Raw genomic sequence first — 14,000 nt, 5'->3', positions numbered from 1 at the left:
TTTGAAGTAATAAATTGATAAAAAACCAAACTGATGCGTAAGACATTATATATCATCGGATTAAGCACTTTAGTTTTTTCATGTACTTCCCAAAAAAATGTGAAAAAAAATACGTACCAATCGAAAACCCCCGTGGTACAGCCAAAAACTGCTGTTAAGACCGCCACTCCGGAAGTCTCAAAACCAAAAGTTGTAAGTGATCATGGAGTAGACTTTTTTACTACTAATATAGCAGACCCAGCAAAAAATGATAATACGGCAAGTTATGGTTCTATTGTCTCTGCAAAACCTGCAGGATATAAAGTCGTGAAAACTTATTTCCCTGCGATGGCACAGAATTTCAGACAACGTTACCTGATCATGCACTATACCGTGTTACCTGATGACAAGTCTATCACTGTTCTTACTCAGCCGGGAGTAAGCGCACATTATCTGGTAAACAATACCGGAGACAATGAGATCTACCAATTGGTAGATGAAAATAAGAGAGCATATCATGCTGGAGTAAGTTCATGGAGAGCTGATAAGAATCTTAATGATACTTCTATAGGTATTGAAATTGTTAATCCTGGGTTTACTACTGATGCTACAGGCAAAAGAGTTTTTGTTCCTTTCAGCGAAGCGCAGATAAGAAAAGTAGCCGCGTTGGCAAAAGATATTGTGACCAGATATCAGATTCCGGCAACCAATGTGATTGGTCATGCTGATATTGCTCCTACAAGAAAACAAGATCCGGGGCCAATGTTTCCATGGAAAAGACTATATGATGAATACCAAATAGGAATGTGGTATGACGAAGCTGCTAAGCAAAATTATTTTGACCTTGCACAAACAGAACTTTCTACAAGATATAGTGATACAACTTTTATTTTTATGGTACAGACTGCGTTGCAAAAATTCGGTTATGGAATAGAACTTAGTGGAAAATGGGATGATGCAACAAAGAAGACTATTGAAGCACTTCAGTACCATTTCCGTCCGCAAAATTATGACGGAATTATGGATGCCGAGACATGGGCAATACTGCAAGCTTTAAACTTAAAATATTCAGGAAAATAATTCAAATTAAAGCGCATCGAATCGATGCGTTTTTGCTATCTTTAAACGATCAAAAACAGTAAAATATCTGTAATGGAAAATTTCAGAAAAGAAAGTGATCTATTGGGCGAATTGAACGTACCATTAGACGCTTATTATGGAGTGCAAACGCAACGAGCAATCAACAACTTCAAGATTTCGGGACAGCTATTGTCTTCATACCCGGATTTTATTAAAGGACTGGCTTTCGTAAAAAAAGCAGCCGCAAAAACCAATTATGAATTAGGACTTCTTGATGAAAACCTATATTTCAAGATCGCAGAAGCATGTGATGAAATTGTTGCAGGGAAATATCATGAGCAATTCCCGGTAGATATGATCCAGGGCGGAGCAGGAACTTCAATCAATATGAACGCAAATGAAGTGATTGCGAATGTCGTATTGGAAAAATTAGGAAAAAATAAAGGCGAATACGAATTCTGTTCACCAAACGACCATATTAATCTTTCACAATCAACGAATGATGCTTATCCTACGGCCATTAAAATGGGGCTATTGCATATGAACATCGGATTGGTAGAAAGACTAAAGAAAATTATTGATGCCTTCCGTGCAAAAGGGCAGGAATTCCATGATGTTATCAAAATGGGACGTACACAGCTTCAAGATGCAGTTCCTATGACATTAGGCCAGGAATTTGAAGCATATGCCGCTACATTGGAAGAAGACATCTCCAAGCTGGATAATAATGCTAATCTTTTTGTGGAAGTAAATATGGGGGCAACAGCTATCGGAACAGGATTGAATGCTCCGGTAGGATATGCAACCCTTTGTGCTAAAAATCTGGCTCAGATTACGGGATTCCCAATCATCTCAGCACCTAACTTGGTAGAAGCTACACCAGATACCGGATCTTATGTGATCTATTCTTCGGCTATGAAACGTCTTGCTGTAAAATTATCAAAGATCTGTAATGATTTAAGATTACTTTCATCAGGGCCAAGAGCTGGGCTTTTTGAAATCAATCTTCCACCCATGCAACCAGGATCATCTATTATGCCTGGTAAAGTAAACCCTGTTATCCCTGAAGTGGTAAACCAGGTTTGTTTTAAAGTAATTGGAAATGATTTGACTGTAACTTTTGCTGCAGAAGCAGGACAATTACAGCTTAATGTAATGGAACCGGTACTTTCTCATGCTATTATGGAAAATATCAACTTCCTTTGCAATGCATTAGATACCCTTCGTGATAAATGTGTGGTAGGAATTACAGCCAATAAAGAGGTTTGCCTGAATATGGTAAAACATAGCATCGGAATTGTAACGGCATTAAATCCTTATATCGGTTACAAACAATCTACACAGATTGCAAAAGATGCATTAGAAACCGGAAAAAGTGTATATAATCTTGTTTTAGAAAGAGGAATTCTTTCACAAGAAAAACTTGATGAAATCCTTGATCCCAAAAATATGCTGAAGCCGCATAACAAGTAACAAAAAAACAATAAGTGATAAATGGTGTTTTCATCATTTATCACTTATCATTCATCACTTATACAATACTCCGTGAGGTTTTTAATTATTATACCTGCCCATAACGAAGAGCAGAACCTCTCATTCACTCTTGATTCCTTACAGCAGCAGACTAGTAAGGGCTTTAAAGTGGTCGTCGTTAATGACGGATCCACAGATCGTACTCCTGAAGTGATCAGAAAATATACAGAGACTGATTCCCGTTTTGAAACTATAAATCTTCAGAAGTCAGAACATCAACCTGGTTCAAAGGTGGTTCATGCCTTTAAAAAGGGTTTGCAGACACAATCTGTAGACGAATTTGATATCATCTGTAAATTTGATGCTGATATTATCCTCCCTGAAAATTATCTGGAAACGGTAGAACAAGCGTTTGTCAATAATTCTGAATATGGATTGGTTGGAGGATTGCTTTATGTGGAAAAAGAAGGAATTTGGGTCTATGAAGGTAATTCCAATAAGCACCATGTCAGAGGGCCAATGAAGGCTTACCGAAAAGAATGTTTTGTTCAAATGGGAGGTTTAAGGGAAACATTAGGTTGGGATAACATCGATTCTATTTTATTGGAACATTTAGGCTGGAAGGAAGTTGTCTTATCTGAACTTCATGTAAAGCTTATTAAGGTAAAAGGAGCTGACTATACCATAAGACCGGCAGATTATTACGGTCGTTATTTCTATTTTTTAGGATTAAGCAGATTTCTGGCTTATATTGCTGCGTCAAAGGAAGCGATGAAAAGTAAATCTCCATCATTTTTCTTTGATATTATAAAGTCCTATGAAGGTTGTAAATCCAAAAAATTAGAACTTAAAATCACAAAAGAAGAGCAACAAGCAGTCAATGATCAACGTTGGAAAATGTTGAAAAAGAAATGGCTGAGAATGTAACTCAAATATATCAATAGGAACGCGCTTTAGCCCGTTTAACAAAAAAAATAAAATTCAATTGGCTTTAGCCAAAAACCTAAAAATAATTCCAATAGGTCAGTGAGAAAGATAGCCTACATAGAAATTGATACCCATGCAGAAATTGCACAAGCTTTTATGAATGTCATGGAAGGTTCTGAACATTTCAGTGTAGATTATTATTTTTCAAAAAAAATCAAAGATCAGGTGAATGAAACAGAGACGGAAATTTTTCTGTCAGATAGTTCTATGATTTTAGATCAGCTGAAGACTAAAAAATATGATCTGGTTATTATTGGAACAGTCCATCGTTTTTTCAATACATTTTTAGCGATAACAAATAGGTATAATACTGCTGTTATTACCCATAATCTCAACTTTACCAAAGCTTCAAAACTAGATTTGATAAAGAGTGTATTCAAAGGAGATGTTATGTACCGAATGAAACTGTGGTGGAAGGAAGGATTGCTGTATGCAACAAAAGTATATCAAAATTCAAAAGCTCTTGTGGTGTTGGATGAAGCGTTGATTTCCAATAAACATCAGTTTTTACCCCTTTTTTATACAAGAGATTTTGACAAAGTTCACCATGAAAATCTAATGATCGTTATTCCTGGAGGAGTTTCGCAGAAGAGGAGAGATTACAATCATATTTTTAAAACGATTAAAGAGATCAAAACAGATCAAAAATGTGAATTTATTTTTCTTGGAAAAGCCAAGGGGAGTGAGCTAAGGCAACTTGAACATTTATCTTCAAACTTGCCAGAACCTATTTCCATTACTTATTTTTCTGAAAGAGTTTCTACTGAAGACTTTGAAAAATGGATGGAAAAAGCAGATGTTCTTTGGTGTCCGATTCAACAGGAAACAGAATTCTTCAGCATCAAAGAAACCTATGGGAAAACAAAAATGACCGGAAACTTAGGTGATTCTATCGGCTATGGGAAACTGGCTGTTTTTCCTGGAAATTATTCCTCCAAACTCAATTTTATTCTACCGGAAAAAGAAAATATCTTTGACCAGTTAAACGAGCTTTCAAAAATACATTTTGATTTTCAAAATCAATATAGTAAGGCAGAAGTACAAAGAAGACTGGAAGATTTGCTTAATAGCCTTATCTTTATTCAGAAGTAGATTTGCTTTAGATAATCCTGGAATTATTTCTGTGTTTGTCTTATTTGTGTGAACCTTATTTAATTTTAAAAACACTCTTAATAAATCTCATATTCAGGTAATCTTCTATAGGGAAAATCTTTGTGAAATAATTTCCAACAAAGATCAATGCCAGTACTACAGCAGGTTTGTAAATAAGATTGATAAAATTGCTGTCAAATTAGGAAGAACAATAGCTACAGTGATTGCCAATGTACAGATAATGGAAACAAATATCATTTCAATCGTTAAAGGAGAGACCTTAAATACGATGTAGTTAAATGCAATTTTAATAACATTGAAAACGATCAGGGAAATCGCGGTAGACATGGCAATTCCAATAAGCTTCAGAGAAGTATTCTTGATAAAATAATAATTCAGTCCAATCGTTAATCCCGCTAATAGAAGCATAACGATAATATTGAATCTGTAATATTTTGAAAGGGAAATAATATTTCCGTTAAATCCGGTGGCTAAATCAATTAAAACTGCAGAACCCCAGATCCATACTACAGGCTCATATTCTCTAAGCATCGTTCCGTTTTTCGGCATGAATTGCGTAAGATAAGGGAATCCTACCATGATGCATGAGAACAGAACAGCTCCCAGAAAATATAAAGTTAATGACGTCTTTTTGTGAAATTTATCAAGCCCTTCAATATCCCCATCAGCAAGGTGTTTGCTAATAATAGGGGCAGAAATATTAAACAGCCCTAATTGTGGAATGGAAATTAAAGAAATAAGAGCATACAGAACGGAATAAATACCATTTTCCTCCATTCCCATAAATTCTCCGATCATAAAGCTGTTGATGGCAAGATAATTTCCAAATGTTCCTAAAAAACCAAAGAAGCTATAGTTTAAAAACTCTTTCCAGAAGTTGTCTTTCTTAAAATAATCCGTGCTGATATCAAAATGGATCTTCTCAAGTTTATTGGTGTAATAAATGTACCCGAAAAGCATTAGAGCAAATACTCCAAAGAAAAATGCAAGTGCTATATTCTGTGATAGAGAGAAGTAAAAGAAAAGACAAAAGGCTCCTAAATTGGCTATTTTAGGCAGGAGATTATCAAAGATGTTAGAAACAACAATTCTTTTGTAATTGGAAGTGTACTTATTGAAAATAGCACAAAGAGATAAAACTAAAATAAGAGGTAAGATAATTCCTTTAATCTTCCAGGCTTCCGAGTGAATAAACTTTGGATACAGATAAGGAAGGATAAAAAAGACGACGGAAAAGATAAGAAAGTTGATTAAAATAGTGACTAGCGATAGCGAAAGCATATTCTGATTTTTACCATCTTTCTGCAAAGAATGAAAAAACTTTACATTCGCATAAGAAATTCCAAAAACCACAAAAGGGACAAGCATTTCTGCTGTTTGCATACTATAGCGAAGTTTTCCATAAAATTCAAAATCATTCGGGAAAATGAATATTGCGGAAACTGTGCCCAGCAAAAAACCAATATAGCCAATAATGGAATATTTGAAGCCTTGTCTCGCTACTACACTCATAAAGTTGTTTTAAGGGTTTTTAGGTATAAAAATAATATTGTTAATGTACTGAGTTTTATTTTTTTCGTCGTTTGTATTTTGCAAAAGAATCTCCTCTGTAAGGGTTTCTAGGGTGAAGCTATTTCTGTTTAAATAGTTTACTTCATATCCCCAGCTTTGCACTTCAGAGATCTCATTCCATATTGGTGTTTGGTGGTGTCTTTGTTCCATTTCAACCATTAAGGTTGGAAGAAACTGTTTGATGGTTTCTTTGGCACCCGACAGCGTTTTTATTTCATTACCTTCAACATCAATTTTGATGAAATCCAGTCTGTTGAAATGTTCCAGAGCTGCCCATTCGTCCAGTTTGATGACCTTTACTTTCTCAGTATAGCTTTTCTCTTCGCCTTTTTCTTTGTAAGCAGTGTTTAAGGTTCCACGGGAAGCAATGGTTTTTCCGTTGATAATAGGAACTTTGAATTCCGCTATCGTGTTTTCGTCAGAAAGAGCCAAAGGAAGTACCCGCATCGTAGGGAATAATCTTTTCAGTCTGGTGTAAAGCTTTTTATTGGGCTCGAAGGCATAGATATGCTCATGATCCAATTTGTTTTCCAATTGATAGAGGAAAGTTCCTACGTTGGCACCAATGTCCAGTATTACAGCATTTTTAGGAAGGTATTCTTTGATCCATACCAGCTCCGGTTCTACATTGCGCTCCGAAAAATTATCTTTATTAAGATTGTTTAAGTTCTTAAAATACCTTTTTTTATAAAAATCCGGACTTATATATTGTAGTTTTTCTGCAATTTTTTGGTATAAAGACATCCTTAGCTTTTTGACGAACAGCAAAGATAAGCAAAAATGTAAAACTTGTCTTAAAAAATGTTAAATATAATAGATTGATTTTCAATTACTAGACTTTATAGTTAGTTTTATAAGAAGCTGAATGATAGTGAATTTTGAATTTGTCACAGAAACGCCTTGTAAGATAGAATGTTGTAAAGATTTTGTGTGCTTTTTTATTACCTTAAATTTTTATTTGAGTAAGAAAATGTAGGAGAAAACAGGAAAAATTAGAGAAAGGATTACCTTTGCTATTAGCTAATACACTATGGAAAACTCAGACTCTGAAACAAGCATTCAGCTCCTGCAGCACTATCAGTCTCTTGAAGATGATTTTAATCGTAAAAAGATAGAAGGAATTGAATTTAATTCTTTTAACCTTATCCATTCAATTTTTGGTATTTCCGAAACAAAGCACACTAAACTTTTAGCATTTTTTCTTGACCCTGAAGAATCCCATGGACAAGGAAAGTTGTTTTTAAATAAATTTTTGGAAAAGATAGAAGGGCTGCAACTTAATGATCCTATTCACCAATATAAATGGAGAGTTACTACAGAAGATCGAAATGCAGATATTGTTATTAAGGCAATCAGTATCATCGGTTCTGAAAAGATCAGTATTGTCATTGAAAACAAATCTAATGAAGCTGTTGATCAGGATAATCAGCTGTACAGATATTGGTATGAACATATTTATAACTTGTTTGATCATGATTTGAAGAAATCACAGGATCGGTCAAAATGCAGGATCATTTACCTTACAAGCGGTTATACAGATAAGTTTGTTTCTGAAATTTCAATCCGAAAACCTGATTTTATCAATCTGGACTATCCGATGCTGGATAAAGAAAAAGGATTCATTACGAATTGGACTTATTTTGAGGAGATAAAAAGCTGGCTTAAAGACTGTATCAACGCAGAATCCTTACATGAAAAGCATCGATTAAAACTTTATATTGAAGATTATTTACAATTTTGGGATAACACCCGTTTTAAAAACGAATTTTTTATGGAAGGACTTAAAGAAGAGTTGAATAACAATGAAGAAAAATGGAATAGCTTTGTAGAAATGTGCCAATATAAAGATAGCTTGATTAAAAATTGGAGTGATGATTTTATAAAAAAGCTTGATACATTGGCGGCTGGTTCAAATTGGTATTTTTATAACGTAAGTAATAGTGATCTAAGGTTTAATCTTAATAATGGCTGGAATGATATCGCGTTAGTTTATGAATGGGGAATTGGTTTGACAATATGGAAAGGAGCAGGTGATAAAATAAAAAAACAATACAAAGGAAAGTTGTGCGATCTTCTACAGAAGTATTTTAATTTTTTAGATGGCCCATTGGGGAAAAATGATAACTATGTCATGGAGTATTCTAAAAATTCAGAAATGAAATTTAAGAAGTATGAAGATTTTATCTGGAAAGCCAATAATGAAGAAACAATATTAAAAAACATAAAAGAGGTTTTTGAAGCATTAAGAAATGATCAGGTAGAAAGCCTTTTTAAAGAGATAGATCGTGATAACCCTGTTCAATAATTGAATAGGGTATTTGTTTTGGTTACTTGTTCTTTTAGGATTAATGAAAAGGGGTATTCAGGAAATCATTAAACGGTTTCATGAGTTTAAAGATCTTACTCATATTTTTTACTGCATTTTTATCTAAGATCTCTTCATCTTTGAGGGAGTATACCACAATAAAGTTTTTGAGTTTTAAGTACTCAGCCATAGGATCTTCCTTTTCAAAACCTTGAGGTACTTTTTTTAATTTGTCATCCTGATCCAGCTCCGGGAAATGCTTTTTGAAATCCTTATTGTTTAGAATGGTAAGAAAATCATCGCCATACAGAGAAATCTCTTTTCGGACTTCTTTCAATACCGAAGACTCAGGCATATAGATTCCTCCAGCCAGAAAAGATTTACCAGGTTCCATATGAAGGTAATATCCTCCTTTTTGATTTCCTTTTCCCATTCCGAGTGAAGCTCCAAAATTCGTTTTATACGGAGATTTATCCTTTGAAAATCGGGTGTCCCGGTAAATTCTGAATAATGACTTTTTACTGTCGATTTTAGCAAGTTCTTCATCAAATCCGGACATATCCTTTATCAGATCATCTAGAAATTCAATGACATTTTCCTGAGATTCTGTATAGAGATTTTTATTCTCATTGAACCACTCACGATTGTTATTTTTACTTAATTTTTTTAGGAAATCAAAGGTTTTGGAAGAAATGCTTACTGACATAAGGTATTGGTGTTTGTTAATTTTGCTGGTTACTGATTATGGTATTCCAAATTTTATATTTCATTATCCCGAAACTCCAAACCTGCATCTCGTATCAGCAACGCTATTCAAATTTACATAAAACTATTCATATCTCAATGCCTCAATAGGATCAAGTTTTGATGCTTTCAGGGCAGGGTAGTATCCGAAAAACACTCCGGTAACGGCACAAACAATGAAGGAAATAATGATCGAGGATTCTGTAATGAAAGTAGGCCATGATAAGAAGAAGGTGACCAGTTCCGAAGTGAGGATTCCTAAAATAACCCCCAGAATTCCTCCTGTAATGCTAATGAGTATTGCCTCAATCAGAAATTGATATAGAATATCTTTTCCTCTGGCACCAATAGACATTCTTAAACCAATTTCCTTAGTTCTTTCGGTGACAGAAACATACATAATATTCATGATCCCAATTCCTCCTACAATAAGTGAGATCCCAGCAATAGCAGAAAGCAGTACCGTGAGAAGCTGGCTGGTAGAGCTCATGGTAGAAATAAGCTCCGCCTGAGTTCGTACACTGAAATCATCATTGCTGCCATCAACAGGAAGTTTATGCTGTTTCCTTAAAATCTCTGATACCTGATCCGTAGCCTGCTGTGATGTGTTTGCATTGGTAGAAGCAGCATACATAGTCTGAACATAGGTGATTCCTAAAAATCTTCGCTGAACGGTATTAAAAGGAGCAATAATGACATCATCCTGATCTTGTCCGAAAGCATTGGAGCCTTTTGGAGCAAGAATTCCAATAATTTTCATGGGAACTTTATTGAATCTGATGATACTGCCAACCGGATCTTCTCCATTGGGAAATAGGTTTGTATAAACAGTTTGACCAAGGAGACAAACTTTATTAGAAGACGTTACATCTTTTCTAGTAAAAAGGTTGCCGCTGGATATACTCCAATCTCTGATTTGAAAATATTCTTCATTCACTCCTTGTAATTGAGTAGGCCAATTATTAGGACCATTGATGGATTGTCCATTGGTCTGTACAGCAGGAGAAACGTATGCCACATCGGGAGCTCCCTTAGAGATGGCTTCGGCATCCTGAGGTTTCAGGGTTTGTAGTCCGGATGCACCTATTCTTGCTCCTCCCGAAACATTCACATTGCTTGAAGGACGAATGGTGATCATATTAGAGCCCATTGAAGAAAGCTGATCACTGATACTCTTTTTAGAACCTTCACCAATGGCGGTCATCGCAATTACCGATGCTACACCAATAATGATCCCGAGCATCGTTAAAAATGCACGCAGCTTATTTCTTAAAAGAGCTTTCCAGGCAATTCTGAAGAGGTTCGAGAGATTCATAACAATGGGTTTTTAGTTGAACTATTGATAATCATCATTGGTAGGAAGGTTATCCAGGGCTTCTTTGGCAGACTTGATATTGTCATTTCTAACATCTTTAATTACTTTTCCGTCTCGCAGTGTTACCGTTCTGCTGCTAAAGTGGCAATGTCAGGTTCATGCGTTACAAAGACGATGGTACGTCCCTGTTTGTTTAAATCCTGCATAAGTGCCATAATCTCATAAGACGTTCTGGTATCAAGATTTCCGGTAGCTTCATCCGCAAGAATCATAACAGGTTCATTCACTAAAGCACGGGCAATAGCTACTCTTTGCTGTTGCCCACCGGACATTTGATTAGGAAGATGATCAACCCTGCTTTCAAGTTTTACAGCAGTTAACGCTTCCAACGATCTTTTATGACGTTCTTCTGTCGAAACTTTAGAATTATACAGAAGAGGAAGTTCTACATTTTCTCGTGCAGTCGTTCTGGGAAGAAGATTGTAGGATTGAAATACGAAACCTATTTTTTGATTTCTTAATACTGCTAGTTCATCACGATCCAGCTCTTTAACGTTCACCCCATCCAGAATATAATCTCCGCTGGACGGCTTATCCAGACATCCCAGGATATTAAGTAGAGTAGATTTTCCTGAGCCGCTACTTCCCATGATGGTCACGAATTCTCCTCTCTCTACAGAAAAAGTAATCCCTTTCAATGCATGAACAATTTCTTCACCCATCCTGAATTCTCTTTTCAGATCCATGATATCAAGAATTTTTTCTGCCATGACTTTTCGTTTTGCTAGTTGCTTTAATTAGATGAAATTGTGGACTAGATATTTCTATTATCTTGGCCCACCGCCACCGCCGCCTTTATTGTTCCCGCCTCCCCTTCTTTGAGGCATGAATGGGCTTTTTGCCTGTCCGCCAGATGTTTTTTTAGATAAGACTTTATAACCGGTAATGATATTGTCATTTTTATCCAATCCGGAAATTACTTGTATTTCAGTGTCATTATCCATTCCTGTTTTGATTTTTTTACGCGATAGGGTACTGTCTTTAGCAATAACCCATACTCCGGCTTCACTTTTTTTGTCTGTTCCTTTTGTGCTTTGTTTTTTCCATTGTCCTTTTTCGTGTTTTTTTCCATTAGCAAACGGAGAATTGACTTTGTATTTTTGGATAACCAGACTATCTGGTCTAAAGCTTGTTGCAGCTACTGGAATTTTCATTACATTATTCAAAACTTGCGTGTAAATTGTAATATTAGCGGTCATTCCTGGCTTTAATTTTAAACCGGAATTATCAGCATTGATAATCGTTGTATAATTCACGACATTTGATGAAACGGTGGGGTGAAGCCGAACTTCAGAAACTTCACCATCAAATGTTTCATCAGGGAAAGCATCTACCGTAAAGGTGGCTTTTTGTCCCACTTTTACATTTCCAATATCTGCTTCATCCACAGAAGCACGCACTCTCATTTTCGTCAGATCCTTTGCAATACTGAATAGAGTAGGTGTGCTGAAACTAGAGGCTACGGTCTGTCCTTCACTCACATTTCTGTTGAGAACCGTGCCGTCGATCGGGGAATAAATATTCGTAAGTGACAGGTTTTTATTTGCAGTAGAAAGCTGAGCGGTTACAGTACCTACTTGTGCTTGTGCTATTTTGTATTGATTGGTAGCATTGTCATAGTCTGCTTTGCTGATGGCTCCTACTTTATAGAGTTGTGATTGTCGATTGATATTAATTTCGTTATAAGCAAGGTTGCTTTTTGCATTTTGTAGATTAGCCTGGTATTGTTCAGATTGAAATTTGAGGAGATCAGGATCCAAAGTAGCCAAAAGCTGTCCTTTTTTCACGGTAGAATTAAAATCTACATAAATATTTTTAATGATTCCTGAAACCTGAGTACCTACTGCAACAGTATCCACAGGCTGAATGGTTCCCGTAGCGGTAATGGAATTGGAAATTTCTCCCATTTCAGGCTTCACTGTTTCCAGTTGGATTTTTATTTCTTTCTCTCTAATGAAGAAAAACCAGACTGCACCAATCACAATGATGCCGCCCACAACCCAATACAACCATTTTTTATTCTTTGTTTTCATAGTTTATTTTAGATTTATAGGGTTACCTGCATAGAATTCGTAAATCTGTTTATTGAGAACTGCAGTATATTTGGCCTGCAGATAGTTTTGAATAGACTGAATGTAAAGCAATCTCTGCTGTTGAAGTTGTACATAATCAATGCTGCCTATCTTCATCTGTGCATTTACGATGTCATAGCTCTGTTTGCTGATATCCATTTGTTTAGAGGCAGAATCATATTGGGCTAAAGCATTCTGGAGGTTGATGTAAGATTGCTCAATCTGTTGATTAAGAATAGTTTTGGTGTTTTGGAGATCGAGATTAGCCTGTTCGATGGCAATCTTTGATTTTTCAATCTGGGTCTTATAAATTCTATTATTATAAATCGGAATTCCGAGGCTTAAACCGATAGGCATATAAAAATTGTTACCTAATTGATTAAAATAATCTCCATTTCCATTAGAATAGTTCGTTGAAATATTTCCAACTACACTTAAGGTAGGCTGAATAGAAGCCTGGGACATTTTAAGATTGGTATTAGAATTTTCTACATTAAGTTCTCCGTATTTGACTTCCGGACGTTGGCTCTGTGCCAGATTTGAACATCCTGTAAAGATTTTAGATGGTCATCAACAATAATACTGTCCGGTTTTACAATCTGGAAATCATAATTAGTGGGCAATTGAAGGATTTGCTTTAGATTCACAATCGTAGTCCGCAAGTTATTTTGAGTTGAGGTCAGATTATATTGATCCTGGGCAACCTGTGATTGAATCTGAAGATAATTGAGCTTGGAAAGACTTCCTGCTTTATAAAGCTGATCACCTTGTTTTAATTGGGTCTGGGTTGTTTTTAAGACATTTTCAAGAGAAACAATATTTTCTTCATTCATTAGAATATTCAGATATGCCTGGGTGATGCTCAGGGTAATATTATTTTCAGACTCCTGTACGGATAAATCAGCCATTTGAACCAATAGATTTTTTGAAGTTTCATTATTGTTAATGTAATTGGCGTGGTAAAGTGTCATGGAAGAGTTAGCTCCAATACTTTGGGTTTGGGCACCAGTTACATGAAGACCATTACTGCCATTTAGTGCGAAAAGGCCTTGAGAAACAGTTCCGTTAAGGTTAGGGTATCTTGCATCTTTGGCCTGAAGCAGATCTTGCTGAGCTGAATTTTTTGAAAGCCTTAATGAATTGATAGAAATATTATTTTCCTTTGCATATTCAATACAATGATCCAGAGTCCAACGGGTAGGATAATTGTGAGTCTGAGCAAATATTTCAAGCGTTATCAATGAGAATATCAAAAAGAAAAATTTGCGTTTCATAGTTTTGTTTTTGAAAATTCATAAAT

The 14,000-nt window shown here is 35.6% G+C and carries 11 protein-coding genes and 2 pseudogenes; 5 read left to right on the top strand and 8 right to left on the bottom strand.

Annotated elements, in window-relative coordinates:
- Positions 1 to 33: 33 nt before the first annotated feature.
- From QWZ06_RS20355 to QWZ06_RS20340, 4 genes are all read left to right on the top strand, one after another.
- Positions 34 to 1,059, top strand: coding sequence for an N-acetylmuramoyl-L-alanine amidase (locus tag QWZ06_RS20355; RefSeq protein WP_290300856.1), 1,026 nt, complete (start codon positions 34 to 36; stop codon positions 1,057 to 1,059).
- A gap of 72 nt (positions 1,060 to 1,131) precedes the next feature.
- A complete protein-coding gene (gene aspA, locus QWZ06_RS20350) occupies positions 1,132 to 2,532 on the top strand; it encodes an aspartate ammonia-lyase (RefSeq protein ID WP_290300854.1) in 1,401 nt (466 codons plus the stop codon).
- Positions 2,533 to 2,604: 72 nt separating this feature from the next.
- Positions 2,605 to 3,459 (top strand): glycosyltransferase family 2 protein, encoded by an 855-nt coding sequence (locus tag QWZ06_RS20345; protein ID WP_290300852.1) that lies wholly within the window; start codon positions 2,605 to 2,607, stop codon positions 3,457 to 3,459.
- 99 nt (positions 3,460 to 3,558) lie between these two features.
- Positions 3,559 to 4,611, top strand: a complete 1,053-nt coding sequence (locus tag QWZ06_RS20340) for a hypothetical protein (protein WP_290300850.1) — start codon at positions 3,559 to 3,561, stop codon at positions 4,609 to 4,611.
- A gap of 55 nt (positions 4,612 to 4,666) precedes the next feature.
- Here the strand turns inward: QWZ06_RS20340 and QWZ06_RS20335 are convergent.
- Both QWZ06_RS20335 and QWZ06_RS20330 read right to left on the bottom strand, forming a co-directional pair.
- A pseudogene (locus QWZ06_RS20335) lies at positions 4,667 to 6,144 on the bottom strand (lipopolysaccharide biosynthesis protein).
- Positions 6,145 to 6,153: 9 nt separating this feature from the next.
- On the bottom strand, positions 6,154 to 6,948 hold the full coding sequence (locus tag QWZ06_RS20330) for an FkbM family methyltransferase (protein WP_290300849.1): 795 nt from the start codon (positions 6,946 to 6,948) through the stop codon (positions 6,154 to 6,156).
- Positions 6,949 to 7,234: 286 nt separating this feature from the next.
- Between QWZ06_RS20330 and QWZ06_RS20325 the strand changes: the two genes are divergently transcribed.
- Entirely contained in the window at positions 7,235 to 8,509 is a 1,275-nt protein-coding gene (locus QWZ06_RS20325; protein ID WP_290300847.1) for a PD-(D/E)XK nuclease family protein, read from the top strand.
- A 40-nt stretch (positions 8,510 to 8,549) separates the two neighbouring features.
- Here the strand turns inward: QWZ06_RS20325 and QWZ06_RS20320 are convergent, their stop codons facing one another.
- The 6 genes and pseudogenes from QWZ06_RS20320 to QWZ06_RS20295 form a co-directional block, all read right to left on the bottom strand.
- Complete coding sequence (locus QWZ06_RS20320; protein WP_290300845.1) at positions 8,550 to 9,215, bottom strand: DUF2461 domain-containing protein; 666 nt, start codon at positions 9,213 to 9,215, stop codon at positions 8,550 to 8,552.
- A 123-nt stretch (positions 9,216 to 9,338) separates the two neighbouring features.
- Positions 9,339 to 10,568, bottom strand: coding sequence for an ABC transporter permease (locus QWZ06_RS20315; RefSeq protein WP_290300844.1), 1,230 nt, complete (start codon positions 10,566 to 10,568; stop codon positions 9,339 to 9,341).
- A gap of 21 nt (positions 10,569 to 10,589) precedes the next feature.
- A pseudogene (locus QWZ06_RS20310) lies at positions 10,590 to 11,338 on the bottom strand (ABC transporter ATP-binding protein).
- Between the two features lie 57 nt (positions 11,339 to 11,395).
- Entirely contained in the window at positions 11,396 to 12,661 is a 1,266-nt protein-coding gene (locus QWZ06_RS20305; protein WP_290300842.1) for an efflux RND transporter periplasmic adaptor subunit, read from the bottom strand.
- Positions 12,662 to 12,664: 3 nt separating this feature from the next.
- Positions 12,665 to 13,237, bottom strand: coding sequence for a TolC family protein (locus tag QWZ06_RS20300; protein ID WP_290301392.1), 573 nt, complete (start codon positions 13,235 to 13,237; stop codon positions 12,665 to 12,667).
- Positions 13,189 to 13,974 (bottom strand): TolC family protein, encoded by a 786-nt coding sequence (locus tag QWZ06_RS20295; RefSeq protein ID WP_290300840.1) that lies wholly within the window; start codon positions 13,972 to 13,974, stop codon positions 13,189 to 13,191. The genes QWZ06_RS20300 and QWZ06_RS20295 overlap by 49 nt, the downstream gene beginning before the upstream one ends.
- Between the last annotated feature and the right edge of the window lie 26 nt (positions 13,975 to 14,000).

This window comes from Chryseobacterium tructae, assembly GCF_030409875.1.
GTDB classification, from domain to species: Bacteria; Bacteroidota; Bacteroidia; order Flavobacteriales; family Weeksellaceae; genus Chryseobacterium; species Chryseobacterium tructae.
Note: the sequence above shows the minus strand (reverse complement) of the source record. Positions and strands in the feature narration are given on the sequence as shown.